Origin of the sequence: Proteiniclasticum ruminis DSM 24773 (assembly GCF_000701905.1) — a bacterium.
Taxonomy (GTDB): domain Bacteria; phylum Bacillota; class Clostridia; order Clostridiales; family Clostridiaceae; genus Proteiniclasticum; species Proteiniclasticum ruminis.
On record NZ_JNKC01000005.1, the window covers coordinates 246,860 to 270,955 of the forward strand.

Genomic DNA, 24,096 nt, shown 5'->3' on the forward strand with positions numbered 1-24,096 from the left:
GTATAAATGCCTGATTTATTTGGACCTATCTTCATTCTTATCATAATATTAGTTGCATTGATCCTTCTGTTTACCATCATCCCTGTGGGGTTATGGATCAGCGCACTTGCTGCAGGAGTCAAGGTTGGATTCTTTAACCTGATCGGTATGAGACTAAGAAGAGTTGTTCCATCCAGAATTGTTAACCCATGGATTAAGGGAGACAAAGCAGGACTGAACCTAAACGGAAATAAACTGGAAGCACATTATCTTGCTGGTGGTAACGTGGATCGCGTTGTCAACGCACTGATTGCTGCAGAAAGAGCTCAGATTCCTCTGGAATTTGAAAGAGCCGCTGCCATTGATCTAGCCGGTAGAGATGTTTTGGAAGCAGTTAAAATGTCCGTTAACCCGATTGTCATTGAAACACCATTCATCTCAGCCGTAGCTAAAAACGGTATTGAGGTGAAAGTTAAAGCTAGAGTTACAGTACGTGCGAATCTGGACCGCCTAGTAGGTGGTGCTGGTCAGGAAACCATCATCGCAAGAGTCGGTGAAGGTATCGTCACAACTGTTGGTTCTGCAGAAGACCATAAGTCTGTACTTGAAAACCCTGATTCCATATCTTCTACAGTACTGAAAAAAGGTCTGGATTCTGGTACTGCATTTGAAATTCTCTCCATCGATATCGCAGACGTAGATATCGGAAGAAACATCGGTGCAAAGCTTCAGGAAGATCAGGCGCAAGCGGACAAGAAGATTGCCCAGGCTAAAGCAGAAGAGAGAAGAGCTATGGCTGTGGCTCAGGAACAGGAAATGAGAGCTGAAGTACAGGCCATGAGAGCTAAAGTAGTAGAAGCGGAGGCTGAAGTGCCAAAAGCTCTTTCAGAAGCATTCAGACAAGGTCACCTTGGTGCCTTTGATTATTACAACATGAAAAATATCATGGCGGATACCAATATGAGAGATGCTATTTCTCAGACAGGAAAACAGCCACAGAAGGGCACGCAGAAGGAAGACTAAGATAGGAGGTCTCCTATGGATTTTATCGTTATGCTGATTATTTTCGGGGTTATTTCCGCCCTGGGAAAAAACAACAAAAAACAGATTCAGAATAAAAGACAAGGATCTTCCTTTCCACAGAACCAAAGACCTCAAACACCCTCGCTCAGCTCAAGACCTCGCCAGGCAACATCTTCTTCTCCAAGAAACAGAGAATCGCTTCAGGACAGCCTGACATCGATATTCAATGCTCTTGCAGGGGAAGAGATTCTAAAATCTCCTGAAGAGAAAAAAAGAGACGAGGAGAGAGCCCGAAGAATAGAAGAAGCCAAAAGATCCATGGATATGTCAGAACCTGCTGGTTCTAGCACACCCCCTGATATAACCACATCAACAGCTGATTTTTTCTCCGATATGGATCAAGAGGATACCGGCGGACTTCAGATCATCACATTAGATGACGAAGCTCAAGCTGACTTCAGTGATGAGTTTGAGCTGGATCTGTCGGATGCAAAGAAAGGAATTATCTGGAGTGAAATTCTGGATAAACCATTATCTCTAAGGAAGTAACTGAAACTTAATAAAACACCTCCATATTGGGGGTGTTTTATTCTGTGAAAAATTCATCAGTTTGTTGTCTTTTAATAGTCTACATGTGCTACAACTATGTTGTAATAGGAAGGAAAGGAAGTGTTCTTCCATGAGATTCACAAAAACACTCTAATGTCTCATGCTGATGGTACCGCTGCTCATTATTTTTGGTTGCAGCAATGATCGTTTGCCGCAGGAAGTCACCGCAGAAGAGAAGCGGCTGGAGATTATCCTTAAAGAGAATCCCACCACGGGTTACAGCTGGACTATGGATGATTTTGATACAACTGTGCTGCAGCTGGAGAAGGATGAATACAGTGCATCCCCCACAGAAGGTACCGTTGGAAGCGGAGGAACGCATCTGTATCGCTTTACTGGACAGAAAGAAGGTAATGTCACTTTGACCTTCAGATATTATCGAAATTGGGAAAGTAAAGATACTGCAATAGAAGTAAGAAGCTATAGCATTTTTGTGACTGATGATGGTAAGATCCAATCCGTGGATGTAAAGAACAAAGAATAAGTGACTCATGAAAAAGCTGTCTTATTATGAGACAGCTTTTCATTTCTTTTCCAAAATGTCATCTACCAGTCTTCCAACAAAGTTACAATAGAATTGAGAATTTTTAGACGATATCGATAAAGGGGGATGTCAGCGGATGAAATCACAGGAAAAAAATCTATTATCGCTACTTATTATCGTTGTAATTGGTGTTTTCGCAGGAGGATGCAGCAACAATGCTTCACCTGTCGCCAAACCCAGCTTCACACCCGAAACCTATCCCATCATAGATGGCTCTACCGTAACTATTCCACTTTCAGAGCACTTGGCCGTCTCCCTTATGAATCTTGATCTGGAAACTGCCAGGCAATACGTTCTGCACAATAAAACCCATCAGGCTTATGTGAATCTCATCGAGAAGAAAGCGGACCTGATTTTTGTCACCAGTCCTTCCGCAGGTGAACTGGAGCTGGCAGAACAAAAAGATGTGGAGCTTGAAGTTATTCCAATCGTCAGTGAAGCTTTTGTTTTCCTTACTGGAGCCGATAACCCCGTGACGAACCTTTCCCTAGAGGACATTCAACGTATTTACAAAGGTGAAATCACCAACTGGAAAGAGGTGGGTGGGGAGGATCTCCCAATCACAGCCTACCAGAGGCCGGTGGACTCAGGGAGCCAGACCGGTTTTCTCGACCTGGTGATGAAGGACCAGCAGCCCATGGATGCCCCCTCCACACTGGTCATCGCAGGAATGGGGGAGCTCATTGATACCGTAGCAGCCTACACCAACGAACCCAGCGGGATTGGGTACTCCTATTATTACTATACAAGTGAAATGTGGGGGAATGAGAACGTGAAGCTTCTTTCTGTAGATGGTATTGAGCCCAACAATAAGACCATCAGTTCACATGAATATCCCATCCACACCGCATATTATGCAGTCATACGAAAAGAGGAAGTAAAAGACTCTGATGTGAGAAAAATCATTTCTTACATTCTTTCTGAGGACGGCCAGAACCTGATGGAGGAGGCTGGATATGTTAAAGTTACAGAAAAGAAATAAGCTGCTGAACTGGAAAATAAAGTATCTCAATGTATTCATTTTATGTTTTTTCGTTTTTCTCTCCACAGCCTGTCAGCCGGATATTCAAGAACCACAAGACTTGCCAGCCAGTCCATCACAAAGCAATATACCAAAGACTCCTCATGAGTCTCCATTCAAACAGGTTCATTCCCCAGTGCATTTTGTCTACATGATTGAGAATTCTCTCGTAACAGATACTGTGACAAAAGATTTGAAAGACGGCTTTGGGGAAACCTATGCCCAAGTGCGAGGGTACAAAGATAAAAACCTCCAAAAAAGCATCAACGAAAAAATTAAAACTTTTCATGACAGCAGAAAGCAGCTCACAATCCCTCCATATCGGGGCATAAAGAGAGTAATCACCGAAGAGTATGAACTGAAAGAGCACTATATCAATACCTATCCAACCTTCAACTTTAATAATCTCTTGTCTTTAGCCAGCAACAGCAGCCTGGTATACAGCAATGGTGATCCCAGCAAAGATATTTATTTGGACTTCACCGAGACCCTCACGTTGGATCTTGCCACTGGAGAAACAGTGCATTTTGAGGATCTCTTTGTAAATGATGCCAACTACGAGAAAATCATCAACGATTATATCAAGATTTTTTTGGAGCAAGAGTTCTCCTATGAGGAGTATCGGGAATGGTTCGGAAGCGTTGAACTTGTTGCACCTTTTAAAGGAATCAGCGAAAACCCAAAGTTCTTCCTTTCATATAATACGCTGGTTCTGCTTCTGGATAGTGAGACGCCAGAGTTCAACACTCAATACAATACTCAATACCTGAATATCCCTTACCTTGAATTAAAGGATATTTTGGCAATAGAAGAACGTTTTTCTGCGGACGTCGACAACCTCTACTTGGACGAAAATACGCCAAATATTACAATGATCAGCAGTTACGATAAATATGTCACAGGTAAATCCTATCAGGAAAACAAAAATGGGGTGGACTACTACATTAATTACAGGTATGCTCCAGCAATCCCTCAAAGCATCGTGGATGATTTCATCACACACCTTGATCCAAATGAAACTCCTCCAGATTATGTAAGAACTGTTTATAAAGAAGGAAGTATTTCATTTACTGGAGAGTATATTTCGGCTTCCATCGCTATGAACTACTCTGGTCCTAATGAGCAGTTTGTCTTCCGAAACTTTTTCAGCGTCTATTCTCCTGAAGGGGAAGTACTCACAATAGAAAAAGTATTCAAACCTGATTTCGACTACAAACCTGTCATCATGAGTCTTCTGGAGGACTCCATATCTTACGAACAGAAGAAATTTGATCCTAACGTGGATGAACTCTATGAGAGCCTTACATTCCGAATCTCTGGAGATGGGCTCTACTTTACAACGAAGCCCGTTAAGTCCAGTGAAAAGGAAGAATCCCCTATACAGTTTGGGCTGCCTTTTAAAGAAATCGGTTTAGATCACCTCATATTTTTTGATTAGAAGGAGAAATCCCATGAAAAAAATTTCTATTCTTATGTTACTGATGTCTGTAATTCTGATGACTATTTCTGCTTGCAGCATCAATAACAAAAATAATAGTTCAGAAAACCTTTCAGAAACACCAAACACCAAACCACCCAGTATTTACGTGGATGGCTTGGTGTACACAGCAACAGGAGAAAATCTTCCTATAGAAGTGGATCCGTCTATCATCCAGAAAGTGACTCACATCATACCAGGGACCGAATTCCCAGCCGAAGAAGGAACAATCAACTTCCCTTTAAATAACGGCTCCTACGCCCTAATAACGGATACAGAAGAGTATGTGGTCGTATCCATTGACCAGAAATGGCAGAAATTTACAAAAAGGGTGGATCACATCCCAACTCCAGGAAAATACTTGATGGATGATGCTAGAATTTCAGGTGGCACATGGATCTATCTGAGACCCGACCAGACTTTCGTCTTCATGAGAGATGCGGCTACATCCTATGTTCCACAAGGAACTTATAGAATCTCTGGAGATGAGCTTATATTGGAAGTATCAAAAGAAGAATACTATATCTTTAAAATAGAAGGAGATACTTTGCAACTCAAGGATGGGACACATATCAAGGAGTTGGTCCCAATAAACAGTCTGTTTCTAAGAAATGAGGTTGAGCAGCTCATTGAGGAAGATCCAATGAATTTCACAGAAGAAGAAATCAGAAGTGGTATGAGTCTCATCGAAGAAAACTTCAGTTTTCCTGGTGCCACATTGAAGAAACTGTGGTACGAAGAGGATAAGACTACTAAACTCCGTAATTCCTATATGAACTACGGAAGGGGTAAAATCAACGGTATCAGCCCCGAAAATGTCCTGGTGATCCTTTCTGAGTTCATTACAGCTGATACAGATGAAAACCCTGTACTAAACCCAAACAGCACCTACACCGACTATCAGTGGATCCTGATAAGAAGCAGAAAAGGGGATCCGTGGCGCATCGATGATCAAGGTTATTGAATCTCAAACACCGAAAAAGAACTAGGGAGAGCACAACTCTTTCCTAGTTCTTTATCGTATTGCGTGATGGATTGAAGTGATAAGCTCTTTGGGCAAAACTTATCTTGAATACATAGTAACATAAAAAGTAGAAGGAAAATCCCGAACTTCTTCGGGGTATTGATAAATTTTGTCAATCTCTCAAAATGTACAGCACCATAAGAAAGAGATTACCGGACGAAACACAAAGTACATTCATTGATCGAATATAAAAACCACACTCAGAATGGTCACAAACCAAGTATCGATTGAACCACCAGGCACTTATGGAAAGTACGGATGCCAATATAAACACATAGTCTTATCGAAGAAACAACAAGCAGCAAAAGCTCAGCTGTAAAAACTTGAGCAAGTGAAACACTAAAATGAATATCAGGGGGATCATTCAACTGTTCCGAACAGCAAGAATGAAGAAACATCGCGAAAATAATCAGAAGAGGCGGTATATCCCTTTAAATAATTTATTTCGCGAAATGTTGATTTCGCGAATTTAATGCGATATAATAGAGGTACAACAGCAGATTTCATGTTATTTCACCGAAATCGCCCTTCTGATTACGTAATAAGGATGGTATTTATGAGCAACGAAAATTCAACTACCTACTATGAAGTTTACCCCGAGCGTGTTCTTGACTTTCTCAACTACTCCAGCACCATCCGTGGGAAAGCCGACAGCACTATTGAAGCATACCGGTACGATCTCGGCTTATTCTTCCGCTTTTTAAAAAGACACAGAAAACAAATCCAACCCGATGTTCCATTTGATCAGATCCTGATTCATGACGTTAATGATGATTTCATAAAAAAAGTGACACTCTCAGAGATTTATGCATTCTTATCTTACATGGATAAACAGCGTCATAATTCCGCATATGCAAGAGCCAGAAAAACGGCCTGTATCAAAACTTTTTTTAAATACTTATCCGTCAAAGCCCGTATCATCGATAAAGATCCAACTTTAGAACTGGAAAGGCCGAAAATCAAGAAAAGAAACCCCGTCTACCTTACCTTAGACGAAAGCCGAACTCTCCTAAGATCCATGGATAAAGATAATATAAACTTCAAAAGAGATTACTGTATCCTTACACTGTTTCTAAACTGCGGAATGCGTCTCTCTGAACTTGTAAGCATCAGACTTAGCAAGATGAAAGATGATACACTCACCGTCATCGGTAAAGGAAATAAAGAACGAGTTGTATATCTGAATCAAGCCAGCTTAAGCAGCATCCAGCAATATCTCACAGTTCGTTCCAACATCGAAACAAAAGATGAATACAAAGATTATCTATTTTTGTCCACCCACAAAAGACCCATAAATAAAAGAACCGTGGAAATTTTAGTTAAAAAACACGTGCATACTGCTGGTTTATTTGACGAAAAATATTCACCTCATAAACTTCGACACACTGCTGCTACACTCATGTACAAGCACGGAAAAGTAGATATCAGAAGTCTTCAAATGATTTTAGGGCATGAAAATGTCTCAACGACTCAGATCTATACTCATGTTGATAACGAGGCCTTGCGTGAAGCTGTAAAACTGAACCCATTAGCAGAAGAAACAGAATAACATCTAAATAACCCCAAAAAACACAACATATTGATTTTATTAACATCTATTAATTCTATATGTTGTGTTTTAATTTTATGTAATTTCAATCGAAATAGGTTTACATAATTATTTAAATGTAAATATTGGGGATATCTACATTCCCCCTTCCCCCTTCCACCTCCCCTTTTCTTCTCACGTGTAGCAGATAAATTATGTATTTAGATTATCAACTAGTACGATCTGAAGCCTCTACTTAGCTCAATGACAGACTAAAAACATTTCATATTTATGTATAATTTTGCGTATTTTTATAAATTACTAATTATTCCTAATATTCATTTTATTGAAATCTCTCTATAATTTCGTCCTCCTGTTAATGACACTATTTTAATATTCAGATAATATAAATGAAAGAAAAGCATGAAGGTATTGATAATTTTTAACAACCCATATTGTTACATCAGTTGATTTGCCTATTTTACTTCATAATATATCCCCTTTTTTATAACTCAATAAAAAGCCCAACTGTATCAGAATAAACTGTAACAGTTGGGCTTTTATCAATACTACAGAAAACTAAAAAGCAAGATAATCAGAAGCAGAAGCATCACGCCATAAATAAACACATCTGAAGTGGTGATAAATTGTTCTAATTTCCTGAAGATAGATCGTATCCATTCTCCAGATTTTGTGTAAAAATTTCGATAGTAATCACTCTCAGGATCCAATTGTTTTGGAAGATGAAAATGAAATAGATTAAATTTCATGCCCGCAATATATATCACAAATCCGGCACTGTATACAACAAGCATTGAATTTAAATCCTTCGTGTGGAAAAAATTCATGGATACCAGATACTTCTCAATAAAGTATGGATTAAATTCCAGCGCTCTGGCACTCGGAATGATTGCATAATCCATGATAAAGCTCGGGAAAATCCCAATAATGATGATAAACAGAGCCAGCGCCCCCATCCCTATTGTGCCAATATTGTATTTTTCTTTAACATACTTGTACTTTTCAGGCATAGGCCCAAGAAACACATGGGAGTATAGTTTTATAAATGAAGCCGCTGTACATGCACTGACAAAGGTGAAAATATATTCTGCCCACCGAAATACTGGATGGCCATACTCATATGCTTCGATGATAGCATGATGTAAGATGGACTTACTTGCAAAACCATTGAACAAAGGCATACCTGTGATCCCAAAAACAGCTATCAACCCTACAATCGCAGCAAATGGCATTTTCCGATACAATCCACCAAGCTTATACATATTCTTTTCTCGCGTTCTAAAAAACACCACACCAGCCACCATGAAGAGCAACGCTTTAAACATCCCATGATTGATCATATGGTAGATACTTCCCGCAAATCCCATGGCACCATCAAAACCAAGATAAGCTGTAACACCAATACCCATAATGACATATCCCATCTGACTGACGCTGTGATATGCGAGCATTCTTACCATCTTTTCCTGCTCCAGCGCTGCAATCACACCAAAAATCATTGTTATCATTCCAACCCAGATGACCACAGCACCAATACCCTTTAAGGTTAATAGAATTGTAGTCACATTCGTCTCCTGTTGTCCTTTGGTGCTGGATAAAACAGAAATAATAAGCCTAACAATTCCATAACCACCTATTTTCATTAAAATCCCCGAAGAGAGAGCATTCACTGATAGATGAGATTTGGGGTATACCACTGGAACCCAATGATGCAAAGGAACCATACCCGCTTTAATACCGAATCCAACGATAAAGAAAACAGCCGATACATACTTTACCACACCAATCTCACCAAACTTCTGTCCCAATGTAATCCATTCATAGTTCTGAGTATATGCAGAAAGAACCAGTATTCCAGCTAGAATAGAGAGCCCTCCTGCGATGCCATAATAAATATAGATACTTCCCGCTTCTATAACCTTCTGACCTCGTTCATGAACCATCAACGCAAAACTCGCAAACGTCATGATTTCAAAGAACAGGAAAAAGCTTAATAAGTCCCCAGCCATAAGCGTTCCAATTGTAGCCATATAGGTGATCATGAAAAACATATAGAAACTTCGTTCTCTTCCACAACCTTTGATATCCACTGCCGTATAAAGACTAACCGTAAAGAAAATCAATGCTGCGAATATCATGAAGGTAAGACTCAGCATATCAATCCGGAAAACTATGCCATTGCCGAATAAATTTGCCATCCTGTATTCTATCGGCGCCTCCAAAACCTCTGTAAAAATAGACACCATAGAAATCAGAGTCAGCAGAATCACTCCACGCACCGTCATCCTTCTGACTCTTCTCCTCCTCCCCCCTAATAGCGGTATGAGGAATAGTTCAAGAAGTCCCACCACAAGAAGAATTACTGGCAGCCAGAGCTGCACCGCAAGCCGTACTGCATTCACAAAGATCCCTCCCGTTATGTAATCAGATACAGAATAATTCCAAGAAGCACCAGTGCATAGATCACAACATCACTTTTTATGATTGATGTCTCCATTCCATGCAAAAAAGAATTTGACATCGCAAGCGTCTTCTTCCGAATTCCTTTGTTCATGGTGAAATCTCCATCCATCCACCGTGGAAGATGAAGATGGAATAAATGGAAGCGGATTCCCAGATAGAAGATCGCAATACCAATACCATAAACATAAATCATGGTAATGAGATCCTGTATATTGAAGAAATTCATATCCATAAGATATTTTTTAATGAATTCGCTGCTGTATGCGTATCCTTCTGTTGCTGGGATAATAAACTGGTCCATGACAAAATTTGGGAATAACCCTATCAGAACAATAAGAAGCGCCAGACCTCCCATACCAAGACTCATCATAAAACTCTCGCCTTGGACTTTCTCATATTTTAAAGGCATTTTCCCAACAAAAACAAACCCAAACAGTTTAATGAATGAAGTAACTGTTCCCGCACTGGTGAGTGTAAACATCATTTCCGCATATCGGAAGGAAGGATGCCCGTACTCGTAAGCTTCCACAATTGCATGATGGAGAATTGATTTGCTCGCATACCCATTAAATAGAGGCATTCCTGTAATACCAAGCACTGCAATAAGACAAACCAGCGCTGTAAAAGGGAACTTTCTCCACATGCCACCGAGTTGATACATGTCAAGTTCATGAGTCCTTAAGTAAATAACACCCGCTACCATGAATAGGAGAGCTTTGAACAGCGCATGATTGACCATGTGATATATTGCCCCGGAGAAGCCCATGGCGCCCTTAGGACCAAGATAAGCTGCCACGCCAATTCCCATGATGATATATCCCATTTGACTTACACTATGATATGCGAGCATTTTTTTCATATTACTTTGCTGCAAAGCCATAAAGACTCCCCCAGCCATGGTGACAATTCCAATCCAGATCATTGCTGCTCCAAGATCTATGCTGAGATCCCAGATGGGACTTTCGTAAGACACATATGCACCCTTAGCCGGCATAAAGAAACTGGTAAGAACCCGCAAAATACCAAAGGCACCGATTTTAATCAAAAGTCCTGATAACAGAGCACTGGCAGGTGTTGGAGCCACAGGGTGTGCCCGAGGAAGCCATATATGAAGTGGAAGCATTCCTGCTTTTATACCAAATCCAACTAAAAATAGACCTGAAATAAGATATTTCACATTCCCTAGTGTGCTGATTCTTGCAGCCAGTGGAACAAAAGCCACCGTTCCTGTATTCACATAAAGGAGGATAATCCCAAGCAGCAGTGCCAATCCTCCAGCCACCCCCATATATATAAAGACGTCTCCAGCAATCAAGGAATCCTTGGACTGATTATGAGCAACAAGAAAATAGGACGCAAAGGTCATCAGTTCAAAAAACAGAAACATGGTGATCAGATCTCCAGCCATAATTGTTCCAAGGACTCCTGCATAGGTGATACTCATCTGGAGAAAAAATCTGTTTCTATGTTTCTCAATCATCATGTAGTCATGAGCATACATGATGACAAGAACCCATAAAATTGATGACACCACAAGCATAATAAACCCGAGCATATCTACTTTGAATCTGATTCCAAGCCCCAACGCTCTTGGAATCTCAAAGCGCATCGTCCCTTCCAGAACTTGCGGAAATAGAGCAAGAATCAGAAAGAACGTTAAGACTGTTGTATAAACAATGGCCATATCTCTTGCGTTTTCTCTTCTTCTAAAAAAATACATCTCCACAGGTCCTCCAATAAGGGGGATTAGGATGATCATAAGCGGAAGACTTTTGAGATTATTCAGCGAATTGGAAATGCCATCTGCAAGATTTACAAGAAAGAGCATCACCCCACTGATCTGTTCCCTTTCAACATTCTTAGCAAAAAGCAAAAACGCAGCAAAAAGACTTCCCAGAACAATATAAAGAATAATGCAGCTGACGCAATATGAGTCTAGCTCCTTGCTTTTCTTGCAACTACAATCTTTTTTCGTGTTACTTGACCGATTCTTTTTTTCTTTCACATATCCCTCCACTACAGTCCCATCTGGATAAATGTGGGCACCGCTTTTTCAATGATGTCCATGACAAGATGGGGGAAAAATCCGATCACAATACTTCCAGCTGCAACAAGCACCATTGAAATCTTCATGGTTCTTGGAATTCCATCTCTGTGCATTTCAAGAGGGACTCCCGGTCTTTCACGAAGAAACGCTGCGATGACAATCGGCAGATAATAAAGCGCGTTTAAGAAGCTGCTGAGCAAAATGACAAGAAGAAGCCCTGGATGTCCTGCATCAAGAACTGCAAGCCCCAAATACCATTTGCTCATAAACCCGCTGGTTCCTGGTATTCCAATCATGCCAAGTACACCGATGCTGAAGACTGTCATGGTGATGGGCATTTCATAGCCGATCCCATCCATATTTTTGACATCACGGCGTCCTGTGAGATAGATTATGGAACCTGCACTAAGAAACAGTGCCGATTTCATGAACGCATGCGAGATGACATGAAATAACGCTGCAGAAAACCCCATAGGTGTTGCAAGGGCCAACCCAAGAAAAATATATCCAATTTGAGCCACACTGGAATAAGCAAGTCTTCTTTTGATATCTCTTTGTGTCAGCGCAAAAACCGATCCCATAATCATACTCATGACTGCGAATATTATAATATAGTTATTGATACCAATATTTACAGAGATCTCCTGCCCAATCACACGATACATCATTTTGGCGATGGCAAATACATAAGCCTTCACAACAAGCCCTGACAGCAATGCACTAGAGGGTGTTGGCGCACTGGAGTGGGCATCTGGAAGCCAGTTGTGAAGCGGAAAAATGGCAGCCTTTATACCAAAACCAGTAAGAATAAATCCCATTGCCAGTAGAATGTTTCTGGGGTATTGTTCCCAAACCTCATTAATTTCCGTAAAAATCAATGTCATATTCAGATGCCCTGTGACCATATAAAGGAGCGCAAATCCCATAAGTATGGTCACAGAACCAATGGCCCCCATCATCAGATACTTCATAGAAGCCATCAGCGTATCTTTCTTCTTTTTGATGGAAATCACCGCTACAGATACAAGAGAAAGAATCTCCATGAATACATACAGATTGAACATGTCATTGGTGAAAATCATCCCAATCATAGAAAAAAGCATCAGAAAAACCAACGTATAATATCTGTATTTATTTTCAGCTTCAATCTCGTGATCAAGATCTTTCAACGAAAACAGCACAATTAAGAGTCCTAAAAGAAGTACAATAAAAGTCATGAGCGCCGAAAAATCATCTACAAGAAACTGTATACCGATACCGGCTTCATAATTTCCAAAGGTATAACTGTATGCGCCTTCCCTACTGACTTTAAGAAGTTCAAGAATCGCCAGTCCCGCTGTACCGGAAAGAACACTCATCATGAGAATATTGAACCATCTTCCATAAGCTTTCATGTACAGCGGTATTGTGACGGCAAAGATCAGGAGAACCATTAGGATATAAACGGGTAAATGAGGACTATTCATCAGACTCCACACTCCTTATTCTGATGATCTCGTCCATTTCAATGGTTCCATATGCTTCATGAATTTTAATCACAATACTCAAGGAGAATGCAGTAATACTGACAGCTACCACAATGCCCGTAAGCATCAGTGCTGCAGGCAGGGGGTTCACGAAGAATCCTTCCCCGCTTATAGACTCGTAAATGGGGGCTGCCGCACCTTTTCTGTACCCTATAGACACAAAAAATAGAAATATGGACGTCTCCATAATATTAATACCGATGATTTTCTTAATTAGATTGGAGTGGGTCAGCACAGTATATAATCCGATGACAAAAAGAATCATCGCACCAATATAATTGATGTTTTCCATCATCATTTTCAAATTCATGAATCTTCCTCCAGCATAGTATGAAACAATGTGACAATTGTGCTCATAACCTTCAGACCAATGGCAAAGGTCACCACGGGTATCAATCCCGCACTCAGCACTTTGCCAAAAGTGCCAATGGGGAAACCCGCCTCAATATTGGTCAGGAATGTATATCCAAGAAAAATCCCAGACAATCCTACAAGAATATAAACAAGAATCCCTCCGGTTTCAATCTTGGACGAAAGCCCATGAGGCATCCTTTCTTTGCCTTTTTTAAGACCAAAGGCTAAGGTGTAAAGAACAATACTTGCTGCATAAATTGCTCCTCCAGAGAAACCGCCTCCAGGAGATACGTGGCCATGGATAATCACATATAGTCCATAAAGCTGAATGAAGGGCAAGATCATTCTTGTTGTGAGTTTGACAAATAAATCATCCATGATGTTCCTGATCCTCCTTCTTTCCTTTATCATGAGGAACACCGATCATTGCAGTTACTGCTGCAATACCGGTAAAGAGAACTGTTGTCTCCCCTAAAGTATCAAATGCCCGATAATCTGTAATGATGGCTGCTATGATATTCTGTGCACCAGTATCCTGTGCACTTTCATTCACATAATACTCAGACACTTCATTATAAGCAGGGTTCTTCTCTTCTCCCAACGGTGGGATTTCTGTAATACTCGTTAAAAGCACAATCAATAGTCCCCCTAAGATGGTAAATGTAAATAATTTTTTCATTTTTCCATCCTCCCCGTACGGCTGATTACTACAACAAACAATATGGTCGTGATTCCAGCACCAATGGCCGCTTCTGTCATCGCAACATCGGGTGCACGAAGAAGAAGCCACAAAAGTGACATCACAAGGCTGTATGCTGTAAAGATAATCACTGCGCCTAAAAGATCTTTGGTTCTTTCCACGGCAATAGCCGATACGATGAGAAAAACAATAAGAATGACATTAAACAGCGCCATGATCATCCTCCTTCTGATTCCTCATTTTTTTGTGAAAGGCAGCTTTTGCAATGATATGCGCAGCTACAGGATTCGTAATAAATATAAACACAAGAATCAGCAGAAGCTTGAGACTCACTGGATCCAATCCTTTATAGACCATGAGGGCCAACAAGCCAAGTCCCGCCCCAAGTGTATCGCTTTTCGTAGTCGCGTGCATCCTGCTGAATACATCAGGAAGCCTGATCAAACCAACAGTGCCTACCATAAAAAAGAATAAACTGGATAATGCCAGAAGAAGTATAGTGATATCTTTAAGCATACAATGCACCTCCTAATATAGTTTCCCTTTTTCGATATACTTTGAAACAGCAATGGTGGCAATAAACCCCATCATCGCATAAATAACAGCCACATCGATAAATGCGTTCTGTTCGGTTAAAACTGCAATCACCGCGATAAGAACAGTCACTTTTGTGGAGATGACATTAATGGAAACCACCCGGTCTGCTGTAGTGGGCCCGGCATAAGCCCGGTAAAGGCATAAAAACGCAAAGAGTGACAAGACAATCGAATATACAGTTAAAAGAGTGGTACTCATGATTCTTCCCTTTCGAGATCCAGCACATGTTTCTCTAGCGTATTTCCTTTTAATCCCTCTGCTGCACTCCTGTCTATGGCATGTATGACAAACTCTCCCTGCTCCTCATCCACTGTGAGGGTACCCGGCGTCAGCGTGATGAGATTTCCATAAATCATTTTATGTAATTTCTTCTTTGGAGATGCTGGAATCTTAATGAACATAGGCTCAATAGGCATATCCTTACTCAGCACAATTTTTGCGACTGCAATATTCGCTTTCACTATTTCCACAAGAAGAACACCAATCATCACCGTATACCTTAAGATATACTTGAAAGTAAGAGGCCCGCCTTCGGTCTCATTAAAAAATAAATCCTTATTGAGAATCATTACTGCGAAAGCAGCAATACTTCCTATAAGGACAGACTCTACGGTTAGTTTTCCGTCTATAACAATCCAAAAAAGGATGAAGAGAATATACATAAAGCAGTAATTTTTTAAAGAGATTTTATTTTTCTTTTCCATCCGACACCTCACAACTATTGATAATATTTCGAATAACTACCTACTATACTAGTTACTTTATCGTAAATGCACATCGTTTTCAATGAAATTTGAGTTTTTCATCCTGAAATATGATAATTTGATAATTTAGTTCTTAGGTCATAACCAATCTACTTATGAATCTTATTTTTGTCTGTCATTATAGAAATAACATAATTTCTGGTCTGCCAACAGAAAAAGACACCTGCACTGCAGATGTCTCATCAAATCTAATATTCAATTCCTTCTCTCGATAGAATGCCCTGGTCATAATAATGTCGGATTTTTTTCATTTCAGTAATGAGATCCCCTTCTTTTAAAACCAGTTCAGGGACATTCCGTCCTGTCAGCACCAATTCCATCTGTATCGGCTTCTCTTGAAGAAGTTTCAGCACCTTGGATTCTGATACAATGCCAAGATACATGGCCGCCATGATCTCATCCAAAACGACGAGTTCAAATTGTCCGCTCATGATCTGTGTATACAGACTTTCCCATTCCTTCTCTGTTTCTTCGATCAGGGTTCTCTGTTCTTCAACAGTCAAAGCACGAAAAAAGGTCCGTGCATTTGCCAGTTTCACATGGGTAATCTGTGGTATCTTTTCCATCAGATACTGCTCTCCGGTATCCTGACCTTTTAGAAACTGAACAAACAGTACCTTTCTGTCTCTTCCTGCAGCTCGTATGGACAATCCCAGTGCAGCTGTAGTCTTTCCTTTTCCCTCTCCCGTATAGATATGAATCTGTCCTTTGGTACTCATTCTTCCTCTCTCCTTTTACTGATCTTCGGTATCACATAGGGTTTGCCATTCAATGGATTCTGAATGATCAGGCATTCTGTTTCATAAACTTCTCTTAGATTCTCTTCGGTGATGATGTCTTCTGGCACCCCTTTCGCAAAAATTTCCCCTTTTTTCATGAGAATCAGTTCATCACTATAGGTGATGGCCAAATTGATGTCATGGAGAACTGAAATCACTGTGCTGTTGTTCTTTCTGCAATAGCTGTTCACCTGATCCAGTATCAGCACCTGATGACGAAGATCCAGATGTGAGACAGGCTCGTCTAAAAGAAGAAGATCCGGTTCCTGAACCATGGCTCTTGCCACCACTACTCTTTGAAGTTCACCACCTGACAGCTCTAATACAGATTTATGGCTGTATTGCCAGGTGTTTGTCGCAATCATTGCTTCCTCTGCTTTTTTGTAATCAGATGAAGTTTCATTTTCAAACCTTTTCAGATAGGGCGCTCTGCCTGCAAGGACAAAGTCCAGAACGGGAAAATCCACAGACACATGGGTTTCTTGAGGCACTGTGGCGATTTTCCTCGCTAGATCCCGAATCTTCATCTGTCTCACTTCTTCTGTACCCAGCATCACTTTCCCGCTTTGGGGCAGAAGCAGTTTCTGTATATGCCGAAGAACTGTTGTCTTACCTGATCCGTTAGGTCCCAATATGCTGTAAAAGCATCCTTTCTTGACATAGAAGGAAAGGTCTTTCAGCACTTCCTCTTTTCCATAAGAAAACCGCAGTGAAGAAACAGATAACTCATTCATAGAAAGCCTCCACTTTTTTTGCTTCTGTAAAGAAGCAGGATAAAATAAGGTGCGCCAAATAGAGCAGTAACCGCACCCACTGGTATTTCCATAGGCGCTAGAACAGTACGGGCCAGCGTATCCGAGAAGAGCATAAATAAAGCACCAGCCAGCGCTGAGAAAGGAAGCAGCACACGATGGTCGCCTCCTAAAAGCATCCGGACAGCATGAGGGACAATCAGTCCCACAAATCCAATAATTCCGCTGACCGAAACAATGACTGCTACAGTGAAGGAGGAGAGGATCAGAAGTCTCTTCTTCACTTTCTCCACATCCACCCCCAGGCTGTAGGCCGTATCCTCACCCGAAATCATCAGGTTCAGCTCCCGTCTGTACAGGTTTAAAAGAACCACGGACAGCAACACAAGGGGACCAACATAGATGAGGTCTGCCCATGAGGCCGATGCGACAGAGCCCATGGTCCAGAAGATGATCTGATCCGACTGGTCCCGATGAAAGATCATCAGCATCGAAATCACGGCAGAAGACATGGCACTGATGGCAACACCCGCTAAGATGAGAGGAAGCACTGGGATCCTATGTCCTGTTCTGGCAATGTGAAACACCAGGAGAACCGCGGAAAGTGCGCCTAAAAAGGCCATGACCTGCACCGACAGAAATCCACCTGTAAAAATTGTAATCCCGGCTGCCGCCCCCAGCGCGGCACCGGAAGATACCCCCATGATATAGGGGTCTGCCATGGGGTTTTTAAAAAGCCCCTGAAAAGATGCGCCTACCACAGAAAGCCCTGTCCCAACCACTGCTGAAAGAAGGATTCTCGGCAGTCTGATCGAAAGAACAATGACACGGAACTTTTCTTCCACCTGTGGCCATGAAAACAGCTCTTTCAGATAAGGAACCTCTCCCAAAAGTATTTTCAGACTGTCCTTCATTGAAATATTTGCTGCTCCCACAGTGGTCGCCAGAACCATGGAGGCCATTAGGAAAAGGAGCATCCCCATGAAGAGCCTTCTGTAATACTTTCTTTTCTCATAATAAGCCATGGCTCCCCCTACTGGAAGTCATCCTGGTGTATGGCTCTGGCCAGATCTTCAAATCCGTCCGCAAGTCTAGGACCTTGCCTATCAATAAGATTGCTGTCAATCTCCACCACTTTATCTTCTTTCACTGCAGTCAGCTCCTTATATCCTTCTGCACTGATAAATCCATTTTTCGTCTCATAGTATTTTGAGACAATGATGATTTGCGGATCATGCTCCACAATCTTCTCCAGACTATAGCTCCATCCTTCCACATCATCCGCGATATTGGTTCCACCTGCTCTTTCAATCATCTCGCTGATGAACGTGCCCTTCCCTGCAGTATAATCTCCAAACTCTCCATAGCCGACTACGTAGTAGACGGATGGGGAAGACAGCTCTTTTACTTTTTCTTCCACGGAAGAAACCTTTTCTTTCATAGAAGAAATAATCTCTTCTGCTTTTACCTGAGCGTCCAGAACTGTTCCCATTTTCCCGATGACATCATAGACTCCTTCAAAGCTGTCATTCGGATTAAGAACTAGAACCGTTATCCCCAGCTCCTCCAGTTTCTTCTGCACCTCTTCCTTGAAATGCGTAGAAGCAATGACGAGATCCGCTTCCAGATCTGTTATCTTCTCTATGTTCGGCTCCTGAAGCGTACCAACGGATTCAATACCGGAAACCTCTGATGGATAATCACAGTATTCTGTCCTGCCCACCAAAAGTTCTTCTACGCCCAAGGCGAAGAAGGTTTCTGTGATGCTTGGTGCCAAAGACACCACTTTCATGGGCTTTTCCGTGATGGTGACTTCATTGCCTGTACTATCAGTAACAACAAGAGGATATACTGTATCAAGAGTGTTTCCTGAAGGTGTTTCCGTTTCCACACTTGGGACAGAAGGGTCAATTTCTCCTTTCTTGCCACTGCAGCCGCTGAATACCAGCATCACAAGGAAAAGAACCAGCATGAGTTTTGTTGTCTTATTTTTTTTATACATTAATATATTCACTCCGTTTCATTCAATGTCTTTTATGTTATGTCTTTTATTTTTTGCAGTGCGTTCATCAGTTTCAGATTGGATGACCTGTCTTTCACAGCGATTCTGAAATGATGAGAGGTGAGTCCTTTAAACCCATAGGGCAGCCGGATCAAAATTTGATCCACCAGAAGGTTTTTCTGGATGTCTTCTGCTGACGCGCAAGAAGATTTCACCAGAATAAAATTGCAGTCACTTTCAATCCATGTAAGCCACGGCACTTTAGATAGCTCCCGATAAAGAAAAGCCTTCTCAAGCTGCAGCCAGGATGCTGTTTCCTCAAGATAACCTGTCTCTTTCAGTACCACCTGACCAGCAATATCTGCGAAAGTATTGATCTGCCATGGCTCCTGCAGAGAATCCATCTTCTTTGCCAGAATCTCATTGTATATAATCCCATAGCCCAGCCGAACTCCAGGTATACCATAGATTTTAGTCAAAGCCCGCAAAAAGAGAACGCATTCAGGCTGCTGCTCCAGCAGGGAATGCCTCTTCTGCTGTTCCACAAAGGGGAGAAACGTTTCATCCAGCACCAGAAAACTCCCAGTTTCTTCGATTCTTTTCAGAACCAGCTCCAAATCAGATGCATTCAGGGCCTTTCCCGTAGGATTGTTGGGATTGCACAGAAACACCAGGGAACGGTCATGTACGGCTTTTAGAAACTTCTCTACCTGAAGATTACCCAAACTGTCGTACAGTAAATCCTCCCGATATGGTATTTCATTTCTTATGCAAGCATTGCGGTACTCTGAAAAAGCCGGGGAAGGAATGAGAACCTCTTTCGGCCTGACCCCCTTTATTACACTGTGGATGAGATCCACAGCACCATTTCCCAAAAGAATATTCGCTTTATCTGTCAGGAAATGATGGTCCGTTATGGCTTTTTTCAATTTTCTGTAGGAAGGGTCCGGATACGATGTCACCTGCTCCATTTGTTCTATCCAGGCAATCCGGAGCTTCTCCGGTATCCCCAGCGGATTGATGTTGGCGCTGAAATCCACCATGGGCGTCTCAAACCCATGGATATTGCCACCATGCTCATACATAAAAAGTCCACCTCCCCATAACTTTCAGCATCATAAACAAAGCAGCGCTCATGATGTAGGCTCGTTCCATCATCCTGACGGTCTTCACAATATCAGACGGTTCCGGTTCCTGATCCATTTCTCCCAGGGCAGGTTTACAAACAGTCTGCCCGAAATAGATGGCGTCCCCTCCTAAGGAGATGCCAAGAACTCCTGCAGCCGCGGATTCCGGATGGCCCGCATTGGGACTCTCATGACAGTTCCTGTACCTTCTGTAAACCTCTGCAGCTTTCTTGAAAGGCCTCCCTTCCAAGGGAGCGCTGAAGAGAATAAACCAGGACGTCAGCCGAGCCGGAATGAAGTTCAGCACATCATCGGTTTTAGCGGCGCACCAGCCAAAGTCCAAATAACGCTCATTTTTATAACCCACCATAGAATCCATGGTGTTCACGGTCTTGTATAGCCACATGCCGCAGGGTCCAAAGAGAACACCAAAGAAAAGCGGTGCGACTATCCCATCTGATGTATTCTCAGACACGGTTTCCACCGTTGCTTTAATAACTTCTTCCTCGGACATCAGTTCGGTCTGTCTGGAAACAAGCATGGAGAGTCTCCCCCTGGCTTCCTGCAGCTGATTCTGAGCCAGGGCATGATACACATTAAGGCCTTCCAGTTTCAGCGTTCTTCCCGCCAGACCCGTCCACAGCAGATATACGCACAAGATGAAATAAAGCCAGTAGGACACGCTGAATGCAAGGGCGAGGATGCTGTAAACAAAAGCTGTGACGCTGATGCAGGCAAGAATCACAAGAAGAATCCCCTTTCTTTTCCGTACGGCAGGAGTATCTTCGTTTTCGTAAAGCTTGCGCTCCAGTGCATGGATCAGTTTCCCGATGCCCATGACCGGATGCCAGAGGCTCTTTGGATCACCCACAATAACATCCAGCACTACTGCGAAGAGCACGCTAGCCACGGGGGTGTTCATGAAGAATCTCATAAATCGCCTCCATATCCAGGGTATCTCGCAGGGTATCTGCCAGACGTGAAAGCTCCTTGTCTATTTCCTCCCAATAGTCTTTTGGAACTTCGCTGATCTCCTCCATCCCTTTGCTCTTCCGGATGACATTAAGTAGCTTTCGTGTAAATCCGCTGTTGTCAAAAATCCCATGAAGATACGTACCAATGATTCTCTCACCCTCATGATAATATCCCTCCTCTGAAACAGCACCCTGTTCTCCAAGCTTCAGGAATGGCCTTTGCATGTCTTTATGAAAAAGGCTTCTGCCCATATGAATCTCATACCCCTTCACAGGACACGCCAAAGGAAGACACACACCTTCCACCAGAGTTGTTTTTTTACTTTTTTCCAGAATGGTCTTCATGGGAATCAGTTCCAATCCCCTGGATTCCAGTAGAGAAGACTCCACCTGATGAGGATCTTCCAAAGATTCTCCAAGCATCTGATAACCACCGCAGATGCCAAAGATAACTGCACCTTTTTCATGAGCTTTCAGGATTTTTTCATCCATTTTCGCTGCTCTTAATACAGCAAGATCGCTCAGTGTGTTCTTGCTGCCTGGAAGAATCACAAGATCCATTCCCTCCAGAGAATCTTCTAGTGATAAGAAACGCACTTGAACATCTTCATAGAGAAGAAGTGGCTGAACATCCGTGTAGTTTGAAATGTGTGGCAGCCTTATCACGCCCACTGTTATGTCCGCTTTGGTTTTTCTTTCTGCTCCTGGATCCTCCATGAGACTGTCCTCCTCCGGAAGATTCAGAGGAAGGTAAGGAACAACGCCTAGTACTGGGATGCCCACAAGTTTTTCAATCTCATCGATGCCAGGCTTAAGAAGAGCTCGTGTACCTCTGAACTTATTGATGATGATTCCCTTCACATGCTTTCTCTCTTCTTCCGGCATCAGCATCACCGTGCCATAGATGGACGCAAAAGCGCCGCCCTTATCAATATCCACCACAAGCAGCACCGGCGCATCCACCATCCTGGCCAGCCCCATATTCACAAAGTCATTCTTTCTCAGATTGATCTCTGCCGCACTGCCTGCTCCTTCAATCACGATGGTGTCATACTCCTTTTCCAGCTCCCCATAGGCCTGAAGAACTTTCACAGAGAGCTCCTCTTTCATGGAGATGTAATTCTCACCTCCCACTTCCCCATAGACCTTGCCCAGCAGCACCACTTGAGAGCCTTCACTGGAAGTAGGTTTTAGAAGAACAGGATTCATTTTCACATCCGGCACCACCTTGGCTGCCACAGCCTGCAGAATCTGAGCTCTTCCCATCTCAAGTCCCTCCGGAGTAACACCGGAATTAAGAGACATATTCTGGGCTTTAAAAGGTGCTGGTTTTAATCCATCCTCTTCCAATATCCGGCATAGGCCTGCACACAGCGTGCTTTTCCCCACCGAGGACGCAGTCCCCACCAGCATGATTTTCTTACGCATCTTTCTTCCTCCTTTCTGTATAAAAACTTCATCACAAAACATACTCTTCTTATCTAGCCAGCAGCACATAGACGAGGAGATAAATCAACTGGGAAACTTCCAGAAAAGCCCCTAAAACATCTCCTGTTATTCCTCCCAGACGTTTTTCTGTATAGTGCTTCATCTGCAGGATGAGGAAGCCGACGGCGAACCAGGAGATTCCTCCACTGATTCCCAACAGAGCTGTTGAGTAGAACAGCGCCGTCCCTGAGGCGATGGCCAAGGTCAGATTGGAGATCTGCCCAATATAGATGCCGCCGAATCCATGGTCTCTGGCGTAGACACTCCTAAAGGCCCCTAAAACCATCATGTTTCGGCCGATTACTGGGAGAACGAGCACCATCCTGAGAAACGTGACTGAATCAAGCTCCATCAGAAATGCCGTCTTCAAAAGAAGGCAGAAGAGAAGACTGAGCGCGCCAAAGGCGCCCAGACGGCTGTCTTTCATAATCTCCAGCATCGTTTTACGGTCTCTTCCAGAGAACAGCCCATCACAGGTATCTGCAAGACCATCCAGATGGATGCCCTTGGTCAGAAATACATCCACCATGAGAATCAGTAAAACGGCAGTCATAGGCCGGAACAGCCCTAGAATGAGAGAGGCGGCTCCGCCTTCCAGAAGACCCATAACGCCACCAAGAACCGGTAAAAGTACTGCTGTTTTAGTAAATCTCTCCCGATCATAAGGGATTTCTTTCTGGATGGGGATCACTGTAAAAAGCTGAAGCATCAGAAGAATCTCATTCATCTCCGGACTCCTTGATGCAAAGTGGGATGCCCGACACCAGAAGATACACATCATCAGACTCCCTGGCAAGATACTGGTTCACTCTGCCCTGAAGATCCCGGAACGCACGGGCAAAGGCAGTTTCAGGAACCAGTCCTTGTCCCAGCTCATTGGTGACAAGAACACACTCGGCAGAGGATTTTCTAAAAAAATCCAATGTTTCCTGCAGGTCCTCAAGGATCTCCGATTCAGCCTTCCCCCAGAAACCTTCCTCATAACGGTCCAGATTCAGATCACTCCGGATAAACAGAAGATTGGTCAGAAGAACCGTGACACAGTCCAGAAGAATTCCGCCGTAAAAGCTTTCTTTTCCAGCAAGCCGCTGCGGTAAAGTAGAGAATGCTTCCAAGGTATCCCAGGAAGGATTCCGGCCCTTCTGATGATGGCGGATTCTCACCTTCATCTCTTCATCCACGGGAACGGCTGTGGCGATGTATAGAACCGGATGGGTTTCCTGAAGAAGGCCTTCCGCAAAAGTGCTTTTTCCGCTCCTTGCTCCACCGGTGATTAATGTAATTTTCCCCATTTGTG

At 42.6% G+C, this 24,096-nt stretch carries 27 protein-coding genes; 8 read left to right on the plus strand and 19 right to left on the minus strand.

The features are described from left to right. The first annotated feature begins 6 nt into the window (after window positions 1-6). The 7 genes from floA to T487_RS0107865 all read left to right on the plus strand — a co-directional run bounded on the left by floA (window position 7) and on the right by T487_RS0107865 (window position 7,226). A complete protein-coding gene (gene floA / locus T487_RS0107835; protein ID WP_031576192.1) occupies window positions 7-1,002 on the plus strand; it encodes a flotillin-like protein FloA in 996 nt (331 codons plus the stop codon). Window positions 1,003-1,017: 15 nt separating this feature from the next. Further along, entirely contained in the window at window positions 1,018-1,551 is a 534-nt protein-coding gene (locus T487_RS0107840; RefSeq protein ID WP_031576195.1) for a hypothetical protein, read from the plus strand. Between the two features lie 160 nt (window positions 1,552-1,711). Continuing rightward, window positions 1,712-2,095: a protease inhibitor I42 family protein gene (locus tag T487_RS0107845; RefSeq protein WP_051651593.1), complete on the plus strand. Its 384-nt coding sequence runs from the start codon at window positions 1,712-1,714 to the stop codon at window positions 2,093-2,095. 136 nt (window positions 2,096-2,231) lie between these two features. Beyond that, the gene (locus T487_RS0107850) at window positions 2,232-3,137 is read left to right on the plus strand and encodes a PstS family phosphate ABC transporter substrate-binding protein (protein ID WP_051651594.1); all 906 of its coding nucleotides are present in this window, start codon (window positions 2,232-2,234) and stop codon (window positions 3,135-3,137) included. Continuing rightward, window positions 3,112-4,614 (plus strand): hypothetical protein, encoded by a 1,503-nt coding sequence (locus T487_RS0107855; protein WP_031576223.1) that lies wholly within the window; start codon window positions 3,112-3,114, stop codon window positions 4,612-4,614. The genes T487_RS0107850 and T487_RS0107855 overlap by 26 nt, the downstream gene beginning before the upstream one ends. A gap of 13 nt (window positions 4,615-4,627) precedes the next feature. Next, a complete protein-coding gene (locus T487_RS16690; RefSeq protein ID WP_242848033.1) occupies window positions 4,628-5,617 on the plus strand; it encodes a DUF4829 domain-containing protein in 990 nt (329 codons plus the stop codon). Between the two features lie 616 nt (window positions 5,618-6,233). Further along, window positions 6,234-7,226 carry a tyrosine recombinase XerC gene (locus T487_RS0107865; protein ID WP_031576230.1) on the plus strand — a complete coding sequence of 331 codons (993 nt, stop codon included), beginning with the start codon at window positions 6,234-6,236 and terminating at the stop codon, window positions 7,224-7,226. Between the two features lie 548 nt (window positions 7,227-7,774). On the opposite strand, the gene T487_RS0107870 is transcribed toward T487_RS0107865, so the two are convergent. Next, window positions 7,775-9,628, minus strand: coding sequence for a complex I subunit 5 family protein (locus tag T487_RS0107870; protein WP_031576244.1), 1,854 nt, complete (start codon window positions 9,626-9,628; stop codon window positions 7,775-7,777). 14 nt (window positions 9,629-9,642) lie between these two features. Beyond that, complete coding sequence (locus T487_RS15905; protein WP_242848034.1) at window positions 9,643-11,409, minus strand: complex I subunit 5 family protein; 1,767 nt, start codon at window positions 11,407-11,409, stop codon at window positions 9,643-9,645. 31 nt (window positions 11,410-11,440) lie between these two features. Between T487_RS15905 and T487_RS16695 the strand changes: the two genes are divergently transcribed. Continuing rightward, the gene (locus tag T487_RS16695; protein WP_242848035.1) at window positions 11,441-11,596 is read left to right on the plus strand and encodes a hypothetical protein; all 156 of its coding nucleotides are present in this window, start codon (window positions 11,441-11,443) and stop codon (window positions 11,594-11,596) included. Window positions 11,597-11,705: 109 nt separating this feature from the next. Here the strand turns inward: T487_RS16695 and T487_RS0107880 are convergent, their stop codons facing one another. The 17 genes from T487_RS0107880 to cobU form a co-directional block, all read right to left on the minus strand. Further along, on the minus strand, window positions 11,706-13,202 hold the full coding sequence (locus T487_RS0107880; RefSeq protein WP_031576248.1) for a complex I subunit 5 family protein: 1,497 nt from the start codon (window positions 13,200-13,202) through the stop codon (window positions 11,706-11,708). After that, entirely contained in the window at window positions 13,195-13,572 is a 378-nt protein-coding gene (locus T487_RS0107885) for a cation:proton antiporter subunit C (RefSeq protein WP_031576250.1), read from the minus strand. Before T487_RS0107885 ends, T487_RS0107880 begins: the two co-directional genes overlap by 8 nt. Further along, window positions 13,569-13,994 carry an MnhB domain-containing protein gene (locus T487_RS0107890; protein ID WP_031576252.1) on the minus strand — a complete coding sequence of 142 codons (426 nt, stop codon included), beginning with the start codon at window positions 13,992-13,994 and terminating at the stop codon, window positions 13,569-13,571. The genes T487_RS0107885 and T487_RS0107890 overlap by 4 nt, the downstream gene beginning before the upstream one ends. Then, on the minus strand, window positions 13,987-14,295 hold the full coding sequence (gene mbhE / locus T487_RS0107895; protein WP_031576254.1) for a hydrogen gas-evolving membrane-bound hydrogenase subunit E: 309 nt from the start codon (window positions 14,293-14,295) through the stop codon (window positions 13,987-13,989). Before mbhE ends, T487_RS0107890 begins: the two co-directional genes overlap by 8 nt. Beyond that, window positions 14,292-14,531 carry a hydrogenase subunit MbhD domain-containing protein gene (locus T487_RS0107900; RefSeq protein ID WP_031576256.1) on the minus strand — a complete coding sequence of 80 codons (240 nt, stop codon included), beginning with the start codon at window positions 14,529-14,531 and terminating at the stop codon, window positions 14,292-14,294. The genes mbhE and T487_RS0107900 overlap by 4 nt, the downstream gene beginning before the upstream one ends. Next, complete coding sequence (gene mnhG / locus T487_RS0107905; RefSeq protein WP_031576259.1) at window positions 14,518-14,832, minus strand: monovalent cation/H(+) antiporter subunit G; 315 nt, start codon at window positions 14,830-14,832, stop codon at window positions 14,518-14,520. Before mnhG ends, T487_RS0107900 begins: the two co-directional genes overlap by 14 nt. Before the next feature lie 12 nt (window positions 14,833-14,844). Beyond that, entirely contained in the window at window positions 14,845-15,111 is a 267-nt protein-coding gene (locus T487_RS0107910) for an MrpF/PhaF family protein (protein ID WP_031576260.1), read from the minus strand. Next, a complete protein-coding gene (locus T487_RS15910) occupies window positions 15,108-15,617 on the minus strand; it encodes a Na+/H+ antiporter subunit E (protein ID WP_051651596.1) in 510 nt (169 codons plus the stop codon). Before T487_RS15910 ends, T487_RS0107910 begins: the two co-directional genes overlap by 4 nt. A 248-nt stretch (window positions 15,618-15,865) precedes the next feature. Next, on the minus strand, window positions 15,866-16,396 hold the full coding sequence (locus tag T487_RS0107920; RefSeq protein WP_031576264.1) for a cob(I)yrinic acid a,c-diamide adenosyltransferase: 531 nt from the start codon (window positions 16,394-16,396) through the stop codon (window positions 15,866-15,868). Next, a complete protein-coding gene (locus T487_RS0107925) occupies window positions 16,393-17,190 on the minus strand; it encodes an ABC transporter ATP-binding protein (RefSeq protein WP_031576266.1) in 798 nt (265 codons plus the stop codon). Before T487_RS0107925 ends, T487_RS0107920 begins: the two co-directional genes overlap by 4 nt. Beyond that, window positions 17,187-18,233 carry a FecCD family ABC transporter permease gene (locus T487_RS0107930; RefSeq protein WP_031576268.1) on the minus strand — a complete coding sequence of 349 codons (1,047 nt, stop codon included), beginning with the start codon at window positions 18,231-18,233 and terminating at the stop codon, window positions 17,187-17,189. Before T487_RS0107930 ends, T487_RS0107925 begins: the two co-directional genes overlap by 4 nt. An 8-nt stretch (window positions 18,234-18,241) precedes the next feature. Beyond that, on the minus strand, window positions 18,242-19,210 hold the full coding sequence (locus tag T487_RS0107935) for an ABC transporter substrate-binding protein (protein ID WP_031576269.1): 969 nt from the start codon (window positions 19,208-19,210) through the stop codon (window positions 18,242-18,244). A gap of 32 nt (window positions 19,211-19,242) precedes the next feature. Next, complete coding sequence (locus T487_RS0107940; protein ID WP_031576271.1) at window positions 19,243-20,295, minus strand: pyridoxal phosphate-dependent aminotransferase; 1,053 nt, start codon at window positions 20,293-20,295, stop codon at window positions 19,243-19,245. Continuing rightward, window positions 20,288-21,271, minus strand: coding sequence for an adenosylcobinamide-phosphate synthase CbiB (gene cbiB / locus T487_RS0107945; RefSeq protein ID WP_051651597.1), 984 nt, complete (start codon window positions 21,269-21,271; stop codon window positions 20,288-20,290). The genes T487_RS0107940 and cbiB overlap by 8 nt, the downstream gene beginning before the upstream one ends. Continuing rightward, entirely contained in the window at window positions 21,240-22,739 is a 1,500-nt protein-coding gene (locus T487_RS0107950) for a cobyric acid synthase (protein ID WP_031576275.1), read from the minus strand. Before T487_RS0107950 ends, cbiB begins: the two co-directional genes overlap by 32 nt. A gap of 49 nt (window positions 22,740-22,788) precedes the next feature. Beyond that, window positions 22,789-23,526, minus strand: a complete 738-nt coding sequence (gene cobS / locus T487_RS0107955; protein ID WP_031576277.1) for an adenosylcobinamide-GDP ribazoletransferase — start codon at window positions 23,524-23,526, stop codon at window positions 22,789-22,791. Continuing rightward, window positions 23,519-24,091 (minus strand): bifunctional adenosylcobinamide kinase/adenosylcobinamide-phosphate guanylyltransferase, encoded by a 573-nt coding sequence (gene cobU / locus T487_RS0107960; protein ID WP_031576278.1) that lies wholly within the window; start codon window positions 24,089-24,091, stop codon window positions 23,519-23,521. The genes cobS and cobU overlap by 8 nt, the downstream gene beginning before the upstream one ends. Between the last annotated feature and the right edge of the window lie 5 nt (window positions 24,092-24,096).